This is a genomic window from Parabacteroides sp. PM6-13 (assembly GCF_029892605.1).
In the GTDB taxonomy this organism is placed as follows: domain Bacteria; phylum Bacteroidota; class Bacteroidia; order Bacteroidales; family Tannerellaceae; genus QVMG01.
The window spans coordinates 424687-442496 of record NZ_JARXWF010000001.1; the positions used below are offsets into that span (position 1 = coordinate 424687).

Below are 17810 nucleotides of genomic sequence, written 5' to 3' on the forward strand. Positions count from 1 at the left end.
AGGGAGGTTGACAATTGAAAAGGATGAAGAAAAAGATACTGAAATATATACTTTGGATAGGCCTATTGCTGTTTGGAATGGGGATATATGCTATGAATTTCGGGTTCCGGAATACAGAGCTTATCGTTCCGACAGATCTGCCCAGCGAATTGCCACCCGATACGGTGGTCAAGTATCCGGTGGCCAAAACAGCTCCCGAAGCATATGAAGATGTCTTGAAACAATCCCCTGCCGACCTGCGCGATCCCGACAACCTGAAAACAACGATAGAATATGATATCCGCACAGGCTATTACCTGATCCGCACAAAGATTGGCGATATGGATATCACCACGCCTATCAGCCTGACACCGGAAGAGTATCAGGATCATAGCCTCCGGGAGTCCATACGTTCCTATTACCGCCAGAAAAACGAAGAAGAGTTTCAAAAACAGGCAGAGAAAGAGTTTAACCTGACCGACATGCAGTTCGACCTGGGCGCCGCGGAAAAGATCTTCGGACCGGGAGGCGTGCGTGTGCGTACGCAGGGTTCTGCCGACATCACAATGGGGTTGAAAAACAATACGACCAACAACCCCTCTCTACCCGAACGCTCCCGTAGTCGTACCTTTTTTAATTTCGATGAGAATGTGCAGTTGAACGTGCAGGCATCGGTGGGGAGTAAGGTAAATTTCAATATGAACTATAACACCGAGACCTCTTTCGACTATGACTCCAAGAAGCTAAAACTGGCCTACCGGGGCGAAGAGGACGAGATCATCAAGAATATCGAAGCAGGAAATGTCAGCATGACCACCAGCAACTCCCTGATCCGTGGGGGCGCATCCCTGTTTGGTATCAAGGCGGATCTTCAGTTTGGAAAATTGCGTGTGAATACCCTGTTTGCACAGCAGGAGTCGGAATCCAAAACGGTCAGTACCAAAGGTGGGGTACAAACAAAACCTTTTGAACTGACCGTCGATCAATATGATGAGAACCGCCACTTTTTCCTTTCGCATTATTTCTATGACAAATACGACCAGGCGATGTCTTCGCTGCCGCATATCTCTTCCATGATCAATATCAACCGGGTAGAGGTATGGGTAACCAATAAACGAAGCAATTTCAATCAGGCACGTAATATCGTCGCCTTCTCTGACTTGGCGGAACATAATGCCGATCATATCTATAACAACACCTATGTGCAACCCACAGGGGCATCCAACCTTCCCTACAACAAGACCAACAACCTGTACGATCAGGTGAATACGATCGACGGTTTGCGTAATATAAACAGCGTGAACCAAGTATTGAATGGGCTATTGGAAGGCGGTATCGAGTATGAGAAAATCGAGAGCGCCCGTAAGTTGGAAGAATCGGAATACATACTAAACAAGCAATTAGGATATATCTCCCTGCGCACCCCGTTGCAGTCCGACGAGGTACTGGCAGTGGCTTTTGAATATATATACGAAGGGAAGACCTACCAGGTAGGAGAATTCTCTACCGACAATGTAGGCGGAAGCGAAGAAAATGCGAGCAACACCTCCTCTACCCTTTTCGTGAAGCTATTGAAAGGAACAAGTCTTTCACCGGGCATGCCTTTCTGGAAGCTGATGATGAAAAACGTCTATTACCTGGGCGCCTATTCTATTCAGAAAGATAAGTTCAAGATGGATATCCTGTATCAAAGCGATACGACAGGTACCTACCTCAACTATATCTCCGACGGCAATATCCGGGACGAAATACTGCTTCGGGTCATGAACCTGGATCGCCTGGATTCGCAAGACAATCCGCGCCCGGACGGCTTCTTCGACTTTTTGGACGGGTATACGGTCGACTCCGAAACGGGACGTATTTTCTTCCCTTCGGTAGAGCCTTTCGGCAGCTACCTCAGGAAGAAGATCGGCAATGATATGATTGCCGATAAATATGTCTATGAAGAGCTGTATGACTCGACCCTGACCGTTGCCCGGCAGATCGCCGAAAAGAATAAATACCTATTGAGTGGGGAGTACAGAGCCTCTTCCGGAGCAGAGATCCAACTGGGAGCCACCAACGTAGCCAGAGGGTCTGTCGTGGTGACCGCCGGGGGCATTACCCTGTCAGAGAATGTCGATTACACGGTGGATTATACCTCCGGTATCGTGACCATCCTAAATGAGAGCATCCTATCCAGTAACACCCCGGTGAGTGTCCGCCTGGAAGATCAGTCGGCCTTTAGTATGCAGCGAAAGACGATGCTTGGCTTAGACCTCAACTATCAGTTCAGCCGCGACTTTATGCTCGGGGCAACCATTATGCATATGTCGGAGATGCCGCTGACCGTGAAGACCACCATGGGCAACGAGTCGGTGAAGAATACCCTCTGGGGATTGAACACCTCCTTCAAGAAAGAGAGCCAATGGTTGACCAATATGTTCGACAAACTGCCGTTGCTCGAATTGAGCAAGCCCAGTCAGATCTCCTTCAACGCGGAGTTTGCCCACTTGATTGCCGGTCATTATAAGAATAAATACTCAGGGGGATATACCTACCTGGACGACTTCGAATCGACACAAAGCGGTGCGAACCTGCAGAATCCTTACTCCTGGCAGCTATCGAGCACCCCTTATCAGGATGGTGAAAACCCGCTCTTCCCGGAAGCCAGCCGGGTGAATGATATCACCTACGGTATGAACCGCGCTTTACTTGCGTGGTATTATATCGATGGTATAATGAATCGTTCGAACTCAACGATCATCCGCGATAAAGACGAATTGTCGAAACATGACGTGCGTGCTATCCCGGTGGCCGAACTGTTCCCGAACCGGGAGCAGACCTACAGTGAATCGTCTATCCTTTCGGTGCTTAACGTGGCCTATTACCCGAACGAGCGCGGTCCCTACAACCTGGATGCCGACAACCTGAATCCCGACGGAACACTCATGAACCCCGAGAAACGTTGGGGCGGGATGATGCGGCGCATCGAACAAAGTGATTTTGAAACGGCCAATTTCGAGTTTATCGAGTTCTGGTTGATGGATCCTTTCCTGGGCGAGAACGAGATGAAAGAGGGAGGAGATCTCTATTTCAACCTGGGCGATGTGTCGGAAGATATCCTGAAAGACGAAAAGAAATTCTTTGAAAACGGTTTGCCGATCGACGACGATATGTCGAAAGTAGAAGAGACCGTCTGGGGGCGTGTTCCTAAATACCAAAGTACCGGATATGCCTTTGATAACACAGCCGGTGCGCGTGAGAAGCAAGATGTCGGATTGAACGGTCTTTCCAGCAATGACGAAAAATCATTCGGTGCCTATAAAGAGTATCTCGATAAACTGCCGATGGTCTTGTCGCCGGAGGTGATCAACCAGATGCAATCCGATCCTTTCTCTCCCTATAATGACCCGGCCGGTGATAACTATATGTATTTCCGTGACGATTTTTACGAAGGCAAGGAGGCAGGCATCCTGGAACGCTATAAACGTTTCAACGGAACGGAAGGTAACTCCAAAGAGGCGACCGGCACACGCAACCAGGCATCTAAGACCCTACCTGATGTAGAAGACCTCAACCAGGATAATAACCTGAATGAAAACGAGAAATATTACGAATACCGCGTTTCACTCCGCAAAGAAGACCTGGTAGTCGGCACGAACTATATCGTGGATATGCGCGATACGCTGGTGAATCTGCCCAACAATACCAAAGACAGGGTCAAATGGTATCTCTTTAAGATTCCGGTGAAGAAATACAACCGCGCCGTTGGCTCGATCCGCGACTTTAAGTCGATCCGCTTCATGCGTATGTATATGACTGGCTTTAAGCAACCAACCGTATTGCGATTCGGTACGTTCGAACTGGTCAGAAGCGATTGGCGCACCTATGAACAGACATTGGCCAATCCGAGCCTGCCGCCTTCCGTACAAGGCTCCCTGGATGTATCCTCTATCAACATCGAAGAGAATGGCGACCGTCAGCCGGTAAACTATGTATTGCCTCCGGGCGTGACCCGTATGCTCGACCCCGGTCAGCCGCAACTGCGTCAGGAAAACGAACAGGCCCTTTCTCTGCAGGTGACTAACCTGGCACCGTTGGATGCGCGGGCTATCTATAAAACAACCAATTTCGACCTGCGCCAGTACAAGCGCCTCCAACTGTTTGCCCATGCGGAAAACTTCAAGGAGATACCGGAGCTCTCTTCCGAACTTCGAAGTGGAGACTTCACCGTGTTTATCCGTTTGGGATCCGACTATAAGAACAATTACTACGAATACGAAGTGCCTCAAACGATCACGCCTCCGGGACGTTATTATGAAAACAACAGCGACCAATTGACGGTTTGGCCCCAGGAGAATATGATCGATATCGCACTGGATGTGTTCACCGATCTGAAACTCAACCGAAACAAAGCCCGTAGAGAGGGCAAAGAGGGGGTTGATTACCATCTGCTCTATTCGGAATACGACCCGAACAACACACGCAATACGATCAGCATCATCGGGAACCCTACCCTTTCGGAGGTGAAAACCATTATGATCGGGGTGCGCAATAACACCAACGAGATCAAGAGTGGTGAGGTATGGGTCAATGAATTGCGTCTGACCGAGTTCAACGAAGAGGGTGGATGGGCTGCCAATGCCAACCTCAACGTGGCTATTTCCGACCTCGGAACGGTGAGCGCCAGTGGACGAATCGAAACCGCCGGCTTCGGTTCCCTCGATCAATCGCTGATGGAACGCCGTATGGATGACTATATGCAGTATAGCGTGGCTGCTAATATCCAGTTGGGCAAATTCTTCCCGGAGAAGGCGAAGGTGAATATCCCGCTCTATTACGCGATCTCGAACGAGACGATCGACCCGAAATACAATCCGTTGGATCAGGACATTGAATTAAAGGAGGCACTGGCTATCGTAGATACCAAAGCGGAGAAAGATTCTATCCGCCGCTTTGCACAAGACAAGGTCACCACGCGCAGCATTGCCCTGAACAATGTGAAGGTAGATATCCGCAGCAAAACGCCTATGCCTTACGACCCGGCGAACTTCTCTTTCGGTTATTCTTTCAGCGAACAAAACAAGCGCAATCCGGAAACAGAATATGAAACAACAAAGGACTACCGGGGTACCTTTGCTTACAACTACACCCCGTATCTTCCGCCGTTGAAACCGTTCGATAAGATGATCAAGAAAGATAACGGATATACCCGCTACCTGAAGCAGTTGGCGATCAATTATCTACCGTCGAATATCAGCTTCCAGACCGCTATGATGCGCAATTACTATGAGATCCAATTGCGCGACGTGGGCAATACCGGCATGAAGATGGATCCGTCGTTCAGCCAGAATTTCCTTTGGGACAGAGCTTTCAGCATCCGCTGGAACCTGACAAATAGCCTGAATTTCTCTTTCAACTCCGGCACGAACGCCCGCATTGAAGAGCCTTATGTGCAGGTAAATAAGAAATTGAATTACGACGATTACCAGATGTGGAAAGACTCGGTAGCCCAGAGCATCCGCGACTGGGGAACGCCTCTGAAATACGACCAGAGCTTCCAGGCCAGCTGGACGCTGCCTCTGCAAAGCATTCCTATTCTGGATTGGATTTCCGCCAATGCCTCCTATTCGGCTACCTACAACTGGGATCGAGGCGCCACGCTCGAAATCGATTCGGTGGAGATCGGGAATACCATCCGTAACCAACGACAGATCAATGGGCAGGCAAACCTTAATTTCCAGTCGCTCTACAATAAGAGTGCCTACCTGAAGAAGGTCAACCAACGGTTTACGCCGCGAACAGCCTCCACCTCCTCCCGCGGACGCCAGCAACAACAGGCACCCAAGAAAAAGCCACGGGTAGAGATGGAAGTGACACTGAATCCGGATAGCGGTACGATCGTAAAGCACAATATGATGGAGAACCGCGTGCGCATCACTGCCCGTACGCTCGATGGCAAGTCCTATCCGATCAAAGCCAAAGGATTGAATTTCGCCGAAGCGATTATCCATACGAAAGATACGGTGAAGCTTAAAATCGTTATCCAACCGGCTGCCAAAGACTTCTCCGGCGTGATGACCGATGTGGCGCAATACTCCGCCCGCTTCCTGATGATGCTTCGCCGCATGAATATATCCTATACCCAGACCGACGGAATGACCATCACCGGTTTCCGGCCGGAGATCGGCAATATTTTCGGACAAAGACGCGGCGGTGCCATGGCGCCCGGTCTTGGCTTTGCCTTTGGCGATGTGCGTCGTAGCTTTATCGACGATGCCTACAACCGGGGATGGCTGGTGACCGAGAACAATGTGAATCCTGCCATCATCAATCTAACGACCTCGCTCGATCTGCGTGCCAATCTGGAACCGATCGCCGGATTGAAGATCGATTTGAATGCCAACCGCACCACGTCGGAAAACACGCAGGTGCAATATATGTACGACGGTATGCCCGAGATACGCGGCGGTAATTTCACGATGACCACGATCTCGCTGCGTTCTACCTTCAAGCGAGGTGGAAGCGCGTCCGACAACTATAAATCGGAAGCGTTTAATGACTTCCTGAACAACCGGGATATTATCCGCAATCGCGTGCAACAACAGTATATAGGAAAGAAATATCCAACGACCGGCTTCCTGGAAGGCACACCCTATGCGGGCACCGACTTCCAACCCGATCTCGAAGGAGGCGTCTACCGCAATTCGGCGGATGTATTGATTCCTGCCTTTATCGCTGCCTATACCGGAAAAGATGCGAAAAAGGTGAGCCTCTCCCCTTTCCCATCGCTGTCTAACCTGCTGCCCAACTGGTCGATCACCTACGACGGGCTTGTTCAGATCCCATTCTTCAAAAAGCATTTCAAGAGCTTTGTGTTGAGCCACCGCTATAGAAGCATCTATTCGATCGGCTCCTACACCTCTTCCCTCAACTGGGTTAGTGCGGGTGGCGACCTCGGATTCATCAGCAGTACGCAGTCCGATAACCCGATCCCCTCTTCTCCGTACGAGATGTCGTCGGTCTCTATTTCGGAGAGCTTTAATCCGCTGTTTGGTGCCGATGCCACGCTGGTAAGCAATATGACCGGCCGTATGGCGTATAACACCAGTAGCACCCTCAGCCTCAATGTCTCCTCGTACCAGATCGTGGAGTCGTTGAACGATGAATTGATCGTAGGTATCGGCTATAAGATCACTGAGTTTAATAAAGTACTGAAACGTAAAGCATCGCAGAACTTCAGCAACGACCTGGATATCCGTTTCGATTATTCGTACCGGAAGACACAGTCGTTGATACGTAAGATCGAAGAGAACCTGACACAGGCCACCAGCGGAAACGTGACACAGACCCTGATGTTCTCCCTCGACTACGCCCTCAGCCGCGCGCTCTCCCTGCGTGCCTTCTATGATCTTCAGATCAATAAGCCGCTTATCTCGAGTGCCTCTTTCCCCACTTCCAACTCTAATTTCGGCATCAGCATCCGCTTCTCCCTGACGCAGTAAACACCATCAACTAAGCTTCAAAAAAAATTCTCACCCGCGTGAGAAAAAATTCTCATGCGGGTGAGAATTTTTTTTACCTGTCATCTAGAATGATAAAAAGAGGCTAATTGCCAACTCCAGTGAGCAATTTGTACACTCAAAATGTTAATAGCATGGAAAAGTGACAGGAATACTGAAAAATTTCCTTAATGCCGGTTTTTCATTCGAAATTTATATTACTTTTGTATCCGGTTTACAAGGCTGTTTTCAAGCGTAAACTCAAACAGGGTTACTCCCTCCTGTTTTTTTGCATGGAAGTGAGATAAAAGTAATATAAACCAAACAATTAAATTATTAACAAAATGGCTAATTTAGACTTAAGCAAGTACGGAATTACGGGTGTTACTGACATCGTTTACAATCCGTCTTATGATCAATTGTTCGAAGAAGAAACAAAACCGGGTTTGGAAGGTTTTGAAAAAGGTCAGGCTACCGAATTAGGTGCTGTGAACGTGATGACAGGTGTGTACACCGGCCGTTCTCCTAAAGACAAATTCTTCGTAATGGACGAAACTAGCAAGGATACCGTATGGTGGACTTCTGAAGAATATAAAAATGACAACAAACCGGTAGATGCAAAATGCTGGGCTGCTGTAAAAGATTTAGCAACTAAACAACTTTCAGGCAAACGTCTGTTCGTGGTTGACGCATTCTGCGGTGCTAACGAAAACAGCCGCTTGAAACTGCGCTTCATCATGGAAGTAGCATGGCAGGCACATTTCGTGAAAAACATGTTCATCCGTCCGACAGAAGCTGAACTGGCTAACTTCGGCGAACCTGATTTCGTGATCATGAACGCTTCAAAAGCGAAAGTTGAAAACTACAAAGAACTGGGCTTGAACTCAGAAACGGCTGTTGTATTCAACCTGACTGAAAAGATCCAGGTAATCCTGAACACATGGTACGGTGGTGAAATGAAGAAAGGTATGTTCTCTTACATGAACTATCTGTTGCCACTGCAAGGTATGGCTTCTATGCACTGCTCTGCTAACACAGATATGGAAGGTAAGAACACAGCTGTATTCTTCGGTCTGTCAGGAACAGGTAAAACTACCTTGTCAACCGACCCGAAACGTCTGTTGATTGGTGACGACGAACACGGATGGGATGACGAAGGCGTATTCAACTTCGAAGGTGGTTGCTATGCAAAGGTTATCAACCTGGATAAAGACAGCGAACCAGACATCTTCAACGCTATCCGCAAAGATGCTTTGTTGGAAAACGTTACGGTTGATGCCAACGGTAAAATCGACTTCAACGATAAATCGGTAACTGAAAACACCCGTGTTTCTTATCCGATCGATCATATCACCAACATCGTGAAACCGGTGTCTAAGGCAGGTCCTGCTGAAAAAGTTATCTTCCTGTCGGCTGACGCGTTCGGCGTATTGCCTCCGGTATCTATCCTGAGCCCGGAACAGACTCAGTACTACTTCCTTTCTGGATTTACTGCAAAATTGGCAGGTACAGAGCGTGGTATCACTGAACCGACTCCTACTTTCTCTGCTTGTTTCGGTGCTGCTTTCTTGTCATTGCACCCAACAAAATATGGTGAAGAATTGGTGAAGAAAATGCAGAAATCAGGCGCTAAGGCTTACTTGGTGAACACAGGTTGGAACGGAACCGGCAAACGTATCTCTATCAAAGATACACGCGGTATCATCGATGCTATCCTGGACGGTTCTATCGACAAGGCTCCGACTAAGACTATTCCTTACTTCGATTTCGTTGTTCCGACTGCATTGCCGGGCGTTGATCCTAACATTCTGGATCCGCGTGACACTTACGCAGATGCTGCACAGTGGACAACTAAAGCAGAAGACCTGGCTAACCGTTTCATCAAGAACTTCTCTAAGTTCACCGGAAACGACCTGGGTAAATCATTGGTTGCTGCCGGACCGAAATTGTAATCTTTTACAATATTATATGACTAAAAAAGAGGTACCTCCTTCGAAGTGCCTCTTTTTTTTGTATCTTTGTATTACTGTTTTATTTAATAATAAACGATTCATCATGTTCAAACCCATCCAAATAGACAGAAAGAACCTTACGATCATGGGGGTTCCATTCCCTGACCTGGAAATGCTTGAACGCGCAGCAAACGCCATTGGTTCGAATATGTACGAGGGCTTCCATCCGACAGAAAGCAAGATCCTCCTCATCCGGGAGTACCTGATGAACAAAATCACTTTCTCGCAATTCATCGAAGCCGCAAAGGATGTAGCTCATGTCTGAGCCATATCGTTATATAGACCCCGACTATACCTATACCGACCCCAAGACCGGTATATTAAGAAATCTGGCGAATGTTACGGATTACGATACATTGGTACTCGTAGAAAGTGGCGCAGTAGCAAAACGGATAAGTGAATTAGAATCCAAACCGTTCAAAATCAAAGATTCGACAGCCTTATTTGTTATCCATAGGTATCTGTTTCAGGATATTTATTCATGGGCCGGAGAAATGCGAACGGTAGAGATTAGTAAGGGAGGAAAGCCTTTCTTCCCGCTTAGTCATTTTCACAGGGCATTACCTTTTATCGACACGCTTATCTCTGAATTCCTGAAAATCGCCCGGAACGATAAACCGCAGTTGGCTCATAAACTCGCTGAAATCCTTGATCATATCAATTTTCTACATCCGTTTCGTGAAGGCAACGGACGCACCCAACGTGAGTTTTTGCATTTGCTTGCATTGGAAAAAGGAGTGAAACTCAATCTCAATCCACCGGACAATGCTGATATTTACGAGCGTTATATGTCTGGAACTATTAACGGAGATCTGGAGCAATTGGAGAGATTGATACTGGAGATTATTACAAAATAATTAGAATAAATAACAATATGAAAAGATTCTTTATTGCCTGTTCGCTGTTTCTCATCTCTTTTGGGATGTATGCCCAGAATTTGCAATTACATTTCGATCCGCGGCATGGTATTCATGGTGACAAGATCTCCGACACCAATTTCTTTACGGCTACCTTCGAGATGTTCAAACCCGACAAATGGGGCTCTACGTTTATGTTTGTCGACCTCGACTTCAACCAGAGCCGGGGGAATATCGGAACCGCCTATCTGGAGATTGCCCGCGATTTCAGCTTTGGTAAATGTCCGATCATGGCGCATATCGAGTTCAACGGTGGGGTGGGCAATGCGAATAGCTTCGGATTCAGCATTGAGAATGCTTACCTGGTGGGTGTATCGTATGCCACAAACCTGAAAGGAGCAAACCTCAGCACCTATCTTGCCTACAAATACAACGCCTTTGAAAAGGTGAGCAATGACATACAGTGGACAGCTACCTGGGGCATCAATTTCCTAAACGACAAACTGACCTTTGCCGGATTCCTCGATATCTGGACACAGAACAAAAACAAAACACACGCGCCAGGCAAAAGCGGCAAAGAGATCGTATTGCTGACCGAACCGCAATTATGGTATAACGTGACCGATCATCTCTCTTTTGGTACCGAAATCGAAATCAGCAACAATTTCTTACTGCGAAAAGACAAAGCCTATATCAACCCAACAATCGGGGCTAAGTGGAACTTTTAAAAACAACATCCTATCATGAAACACTTCATCGAGAAGACATTTCGTCTGACAGAGAATAAAACAACCATTCGCCGGGAGGTAATAGCGGGGCTGACCACCTTCCTGACCATGTCGTATATACTGATTGTCAACCCAAGCATTCTCTCAACCACTGGGATGGACCGGGAAGCGTTGTTTACGGCAACGGTCCTCTCGACGGTATTGGCAACGCTGGTGATGGCCTTCTATGCCAAACTACCGATTGCTTTGGCACCGAGCATGGGCTTGAATGCTTTCTTCGCGTTTACGATCTGCGGAGTGATGGGCTATTCATGGCGATTCGGGTTGACTGCTGTACTGTTGGAAGGGATCCTGTTTATTATTATCTCCTTTTTTAAGATACGGGAGATCATCGTCAAGAGCATTCCGAAAGTACTGAAAGATGCTATACCGGTCGGGATCGGACTATTCATCACCCTGATCGGACTGAAGAATGCCGGCATCGTGGTGTTGCATCCCGATACGCTTGTTACCCTGGGTGATTTCTCGCAGCATAGTGTCTGGATTGCCATGGTGGGGTTGCTTGTTTCGGGTATCTTGTTGTCGAGGAATGTGAATGGAGCTATCCTGATCGGCATCGTGGTGGCCACCCTCTTCGGCGTATTATTGGGAGATGTGACATTCCCTGGTTCAAGCGTTATCAGTGCTCCCCCTTCTATTGCTCCTGTTTTTGCCCAGTTTGAATGGGAACATGCCTTTTCACTCGATATGCTGATCGTGGTGTTTACCCTCTTGTTTGTGAATCTGTTCGATACGGCAGGCACCCTGCTCGGCGTGGTTTCCAAGGCGGGATTGGCCGATGAGAATGGTGATTTCCCGCAAATGAAGAAAGCCTTGCTTTCAGACGCAATTGGATCGACCATCGGAGGGATCTTGGGTACCAGTACGGTGACCTCGTATGTAGAAAGCGCTTCGGGCGTAGCAGCGGGAGGACGTACAGGACTGACGTCGGTAAGCACGGCGCTGTTTTTTGCCCTGGCTCTGTTTCTGGCGCCTCTGTTTCTGATGGTTCCGGCGGCAGCCACCTCTCCGGCGCTTATTGTTGTCGGTTTGTTTATGATCTCCTCAGTGGCTAAAATCAACTTCAACGATATAAGCGACGGGCTCCCCGCCTTTCTGACCATTATCTTTATGCCGTTCACCTACAGCATTGCCAATGGTATCGTATTTGGGATGTTAAGCTATGCCTTGATCAAGCTCTGCGCCGGAAAATCGAAAGAGGTTTCGACAACAGTATATGTGTTGGCTGTCCTGTTTTTATTGAAATTAGTCCTGGATGCACTCCATATAACCGGGTGAGTTTTTTATAATTTTAATAGAAAAATAAAGCATTTTTAAATTATTTTATTATCTTTACCACATCTTTTAGTTATAGTGGGAAATTGTATAACAATGAAAAGTAAAATAGCAGTATTCATAGGGCTCATACTGTGCTTGTCATCTTGTGGCAAGGACTATGTCTACCGGGTTGACGGGAAACTTACCAACCTGGAAAATCCGATCATCTATGCTGTTTTCGAAAACGAGGACTACCGACAAGTCGATACCATAGAATGCACCAAATCAGGGCAATTCAAAATACTTCAGCAAACAGAAGGCTTCAACAGCGTGACGATCTATTTTGAGAATCGCAGTCGTTGGGTGACGGCCTACCTCAAACCGGGCGACAAAGTCACCCTGTCGGGCGATGCGCGCTATCCGCTATTGTTGCAAATGAAGGGAGGACGCATCAATGACCAACTGAGCATGGTTCGAAAACAACTGACACCACTTCTAAAAGAATACACAGACCTTACGAACCAACTGAATAACGGTAACAACAATTCGCAGGAAGAGACCGAAATGATCGCTCGTCTTTCGAATATTAATATTCAACTGCAGGAAGAGGTTATTAATCATATCAAGGAGTTCCCCGACGAAGAGTCTTCGGTGGTATTGATTGAGATGTTTTTTGCCGAGCCGGACGACACCCGACGCATGGATGAGTTACTGGCGCTGCTCGATCCTCAACTGAAAGAGTTCTACCTGGCACGCGACCTGGAGCAGTTCAGCATCCGTGCAAAACGTACGGAATTGGGAGCCGAAGCACCCGATTTCCTTTTAAGAAATGTCTATGGCGATAAGGTCAGCCTGGATTATTTCCCTGACAAATATCTCTTGCTTGCCTTTACCGCCCCTTGGTGCGATATGTGCCAGACGGAAGATCTGTTTTTAGATCAGGTAGTAAGCAAATACCCACAGGATAAGGTCGATGTTTTATTGGTCAGCCTGGATTCAAACCCGGAAGAGGTACGTGCCTACCTGGAAAAGGATAGTATCTCATGGAACCTGGTGACCGACTCTGCCGGACAGGCAACCATGATGATCGATCTGTATAATGTAAGTGCTATTCCACGCTGCTTCCTAATCGACGAAGAGGGAAAAATTCTGCTGAAAACAGATAATGGAATCGAGATTAAGCAGACACTGGAAAAGCTGCTCGACGAAGAGGAGGAGGAAGAGAATGAAGAATGAGGAATGAAGAATTACATATTTGATTCTTCATTCCTCATTTTTCATTCTTCATTCATAATTATATAATTAACCATTATCTTGCCATGTTAGTCAAAACCTACGCCGCGGCGGTTCAAGGCATTTCCGCCATTCCTGTTTCGATAGAGGTAAACACCTCCAAAGGGATACAATTCTTTTTGGTCGGCTTGGCCGATGCTGCTGTGCGGGAGAGCCACGAACGTATCATTTCCGCCCTGCAGGTCTGCGGCTATAAGATACCCCGTAACCGTATCGTGATCAACATGGCCCCTGCGGATATCCGCAAGGAGGGCTCAGCCTATGATCTTCCGCTTTCGATTGGCATATTAGCCGCCACGGAACAGGTCGATGCCTCGCGCTTGGATCAATATGTCTTAATGGGCGAGCTATCGCTCGACGGCAGCCTGAAACCGGTCAAAGGGGTTTTGCCTATCGCCTTGCAGGCCAAAGCGGATGGCTTCAAGGGATTTATTCTGCCCTGGCAAAACGCTAAAGAGGCGGCTATCGTACATGGTCTGGAGGTTTATGGCGTAGAAAATCTCCTGGATGTCATCCTTTTCTTCGATGGCAAAAAGCAACTCACTCCCCTGACCATCGATACAGAAAAAGAATTTTACGGCAAACAACAGGCCTTCGAGATGGATTTCTCGGAGGTGAAGGGGCAGGAAAACGTCAAGCGAGCCCTCGAAGTAGCCGCAGCTGGCAGCCACAACGTGCTTCTCGTGGGTCCCCCAGGCAGTGGTAAATCCATGATGGCAAAGCGATTACCCTCTATCCTCCCACCCTTTACCCTGGAAGAATCATTGGAAACAACCAAAATACATTCCGTAGCCGGCAAGATCAATGGCAATACCTCGTTGATGCCACAACGCCCCTTCCGGTCGCCCCACCATACCATATCCGATGTCGCCATGGTGGGCGGAGGCGCCTATCCGCAGCCCGGCGAGATCAGCCTGGCGCACAATGGAGTGCTCTACCTCGATGAGCTTCCGGAATTCAACCGATCCGTGCTCGAAGTCATGCGACAACCACTGGAAGATCGCATGATCAATGTGTCACGGGCCCGGTTTACAGTGGATTATCCGGCCGGTTTTATGCTGGTGGCCTCTATGAATCCCTGCCCCTGTGGTTACTATAATCACCCGGAACGCCCCTGCTTCTGTAGCTCCGGCGCGGTGCAGAAGTATATGAACCGCATCTCCGGTCCTCTACTCGACCGGATCGATATACAAATTGAAATTGTGCCGGTTCCCTTCGAAAAGATCTCCGACCGTCAACCATCGGAAACGAGCCAGGCCATTCGCGAAAGAGTGATCCGCGCCCGGCAGATCCAGGAAAAACGTTTTGCCGATCATCCCGGCATTTACAGCAATGCCCAAATGACCACAAAATTATTACATCAATATGCCGTTCCCGACGCCAAAGGACTCGAGCGATTGAAAAACGCCATGGAGCGCCTGAACCTTTCCGCCCGCGCCTACGACCGCATCCTGAAAGTATCACGCACCATCGCCGACCTCGAAGGAGAGGAAAACATCCTGGCCACCCACCTGGCCGAAGCCATCAACTACCGCAATCTCGACCGTGAAAGTTGGGGGATGTGAGTCTTTTATTAAGGCTTTATTATTTCCAAATCCACGATTAGTGGGAGGTGGTCGCTGAAGCCGGCTTCGTATTGGTAGCCGTAGAAGCTTCGGAGGGGACGCCGGCCTCGGTGAGTTTGATCTTCGGTGAACAGGAAATCGGGGGCAAAAAGGCGGATGCTTTCGGAAAGGATATGTAATCGGTTTTGCGGTTTGAGCAGGTTGCCGCTGACGATGATATGATCCAACTGATTCCACTCACCTTGATACTTATGGCTTCCGGGATGGCTCAACCGTTTGGGGTCGGCAAATAGATTATAGAGCGAAAGCGACTTTTTGGTGGAGGGGCGGGTTTTCTCCGGATCGTAAACTATAGCTCGTAATCCTTCGCGCAGGCTTTTATCGGTAGGCGTATCGTTAAAGTCGCCCATCAAAATGATATGGGCAGCAGAACGAACGCGCTGGAGGGAGTCACAGAGGTGGCGCATCTGACGGGTGGCATCCATCCGGTAAGCCTCGGTCTCCTTTTCACCTCCCGAACGCGAGGGGAGATGGCAGGCGAAGATATCGAGCGTGTCGCCGGTAATAACTCTTCCCCATAGATGCAGGATGTCGCGTGTCGGCTTCTTTCGTCCTTCCCGGAAGACCACAGGGATAGAACGATGACCGATACGGGCGAATTTATCGCGCTGATAGAGGAGGGCGACGTTGATTCCGCGGGTGTCGGAGCCGGTGGTTATGACATATTGATAGGCCTGATTGCGTAGTGGGGTGCGTGTGAGTAGATGGGTCACGACCGTATCATTCTCTACTTCGCAAAGCCCGATAATCGCCGGCGTGCTCCATTCGCCAACGGCATTGACAACCCGGGCGATCTGCCGTAGTTTGTGATTATAGCGTTTCGGAGTCCAGCGACGACTGCCACCGGGCAGAAATTCGTTGTCGTTGATTTGCGGATCGTCTGTGGTGTCGAACAGATTCTCCACATTGTACCACATGATCCGGAAATCATCGGGCACCTGTGAGTAGCCAAGGAGTGGTAAAAGTCCTACAAAAATAAGAAAGACAATTCTTTTCATGCGGGGTGTTATTCCGTTTCTTCTTCCTCCAGATGGATAAATTCATAGGCTCCTATGGTCGGAGCGAAGGCACCTTCCGTCCGGCTTACACCATACCGGTCGATGGGGTAGCGGGCGGCTACTTCCGGGTCGGCATTTCGGACAGCCACTACATCATTCTTTGCGATGCGGAAGTCATAGCTATATTCATTCTTTTTGCTACCGGTCTTGAAGAATAATGTGTAAGAAGAACCGGTTGAGGCGGGAATGGTCAATACGTTGGTATAGTTGGGATCCTCTTCGATCGCTGTCTTGATCAAGCAATGGTTGAAATGATACGCGAATGTTTCGTTTTCGTTTCTATCGAAAAAGATTTCACCCCCCATTTCGGTGTGGCTCTTTCCGGCATTGCGGTTGCCATCGATCAAGGAGTTGTCGAAGCGGACCGTCAGCGGAGCGGTTTGCTCTTTCGACAGGTTGTTCGACAGGTATAGGGTGAAGGTGGTATCGCGCCGCCCGGCCACCGACATATAGTTGGCCAAGGTGCAATGGATAAAGTCGGCCTTTCCGCCCCGGATGGCCACGAGTGTGTCGCGGGCATTGCTGAGTTCGGTGTTGATCACTTCAATGTCACAGTTGACCGCCTTCAACAGATTGCCCCCCATATTGGAAATACGGGAGTTGGTGATGCTGATTTTCCGCTCGTCGGGCGTAGCAGGCAGGCAATCGAGACCGCTGTTGCCGTTGCGGATGTAGACATAATCGAGCTTGTTGCCGTAGCTCTCCGGCATAAACCGGATGCCACCCCATTGCGCAGGCGAATGGTCATAAGGCAGACTGGGAATGATATAGTCCGTTCGGTCGCCGCGGATGGTGATTGGCAGCTCCTCGGATCCTTCTGCTAACAGACTACCGTGTACGATAATATTAGCTTTGTCGTGCATATAGAAGGTCGCTCCCTCTTCGATGCGGAGCGTCGCGCCGGGCGCAACGACCAGATCGCCGTAGATCAGGAAGGGGCGGGTGGCGGTGAAGGTGGTATCGGTTGTGATCTCGCCGCCATTTTTATAGAGGTAGACATCCTGTCCGTAGGCATGGAGCAATACGAATTCGTTGTTGCCGTTGTAGCTGAAAAGGACGGAGTCTTGCATGACAAACGGTTGATCCTGGTCGTGCGGGCGGATGGTTACCTCCACGAATACATACAGGCTGTCGCCGGCCGGGATATCTATATGTTCGAACTCACTGCCCTTACGGCCATCCACATTGATGCGAAAACCACTTCTTTCGGCTCCGGCGAGGCGGATTTGTTCGATGTTAAGCGCCTCTTTGTTGCGATTGTAGATCATGAATTGCCGGGTAGTCGATCCCGTTTCGGTGAAGAGGGTATCGAAGGCAAGCGTGTCTACGGAAAAGCGGAGCTTCAGGTTGGGGTTGGTGGAATAGTTCTCGTCGAACTCTTCGCAGGCAGGCAGGGCCACCATCATCAGGAGCAATGCCAAAAGACTATAGATAGGAAGTTTCTGCATACTAAAAGA

The 17810-nt window shown here is 48.7% G+C and carries 10 protein-coding genes; 8 read left to right on the forward strand and 2 right to left on the reverse strand.

Translation table 11 applies throughout. The annotated features are described in order from the left end of the window. Window positions 1–23 precede the first annotated feature (23 nt). The 8 genes from sprA to M2134_RS01685 all read left to right on the forward strand — a co-directional run bounded on the left by sprA (window position 24) and on the right by M2134_RS01685 (window position 15235). Window positions 24–7466, forward strand: coding sequence for a cell surface protein SprA (sprA, locus tag M2134_RS01650; protein ID WP_280758112.1), 7443 nt, complete (start codon window positions 24–26; stop codon window positions 7464–7466). Between the two features lie 341 nt (window positions 7467–7807). Further along, window positions 7808–9415, forward strand: coding sequence for a phosphoenolpyruvate carboxykinase (ATP) (pckA, locus tag M2134_RS01655; RefSeq protein ID WP_280749661.1), 1608 nt, complete (start codon window positions 7808–7810; stop codon window positions 9413–9415). Window positions 9416–9518: 103 nt separating this feature from the next. Further along, window positions 9519–9740 carry an antitoxin VbhA family protein gene (locus M2134_RS01660; RefSeq protein WP_280749662.1) on the forward strand — a complete coding sequence of 74 codons (222 nt, stop codon included), beginning with the start codon at window positions 9519–9521 and terminating at the stop codon, window positions 9738–9740. Beyond that, the gene (locus M2134_RS01665; RefSeq protein ID WP_280749663.1) at window positions 9733–10332 is read left to right on the forward strand and encodes a Fic family protein; all 600 of its coding nucleotides are present in this window, start codon (window positions 9733–9735) and stop codon (window positions 10330–10332) included. Before M2134_RS01660 ends, M2134_RS01665 begins: the two co-directional genes overlap by 8 nt. 17 nt (window positions 10333–10349) lie before the next feature. Next, window positions 10350–11060, forward strand: coding sequence for a DUF5020 family protein (locus M2134_RS01670; protein ID WP_280749664.1), 711 nt, complete (start codon window positions 10350–10352; stop codon window positions 11058–11060). A gap of 15 nt (window positions 11061–11075) precedes the next feature. Further along, entirely contained in the window at window positions 11076–12398 is a 1323-nt protein-coding gene (locus tag M2134_RS01675; RefSeq protein ID WP_280749665.1) for an NCS2 family permease, read from the forward strand. Between the two features lie 93 nt (window positions 12399–12491). Further along, the gene (locus M2134_RS01680; protein WP_280749666.1) at window positions 12492–13613 is read left to right on the forward strand and encodes a TlpA disulfide reductase family protein; all 1122 of its coding nucleotides are present in this window, start codon (window positions 12492–12494) and stop codon (window positions 13611–13613) included. Between the two features lie 83 nt (window positions 13614–13696). Beyond that, on the forward strand, window positions 13697–15235 hold the full coding sequence (locus M2134_RS01685) for a YifB family Mg chelatase-like AAA ATPase (RefSeq protein ID WP_280749667.1): 1539 nt from the start codon (window positions 13697–13699) through the stop codon (window positions 15233–15235). 8 nt (window positions 15236–15243) lie between these two features. Here M2134_RS01685 and M2134_RS01690 read toward each other — a convergent pair whose 3' ends face one another. Then, a complete protein-coding gene (locus tag M2134_RS01690; protein ID WP_280749668.1) occupies window positions 15244–16293 on the reverse strand; it encodes an endonuclease/exonuclease/phosphatase family protein in 1050 nt (349 codons plus the stop codon). Between the two features lie 8 nt (window positions 16294–16301). Continuing rightward, the gene (locus M2134_RS01695; RefSeq protein ID WP_280758113.1) at window positions 16302–17801 is read right to left on the reverse strand and encodes a hypothetical protein; all 1500 of its coding nucleotides are present in this window, start codon (window positions 17799–17801) and stop codon (window positions 16302–16304) included. Between the last annotated feature and the right edge of the window lie 9 nt (window positions 17802–17810).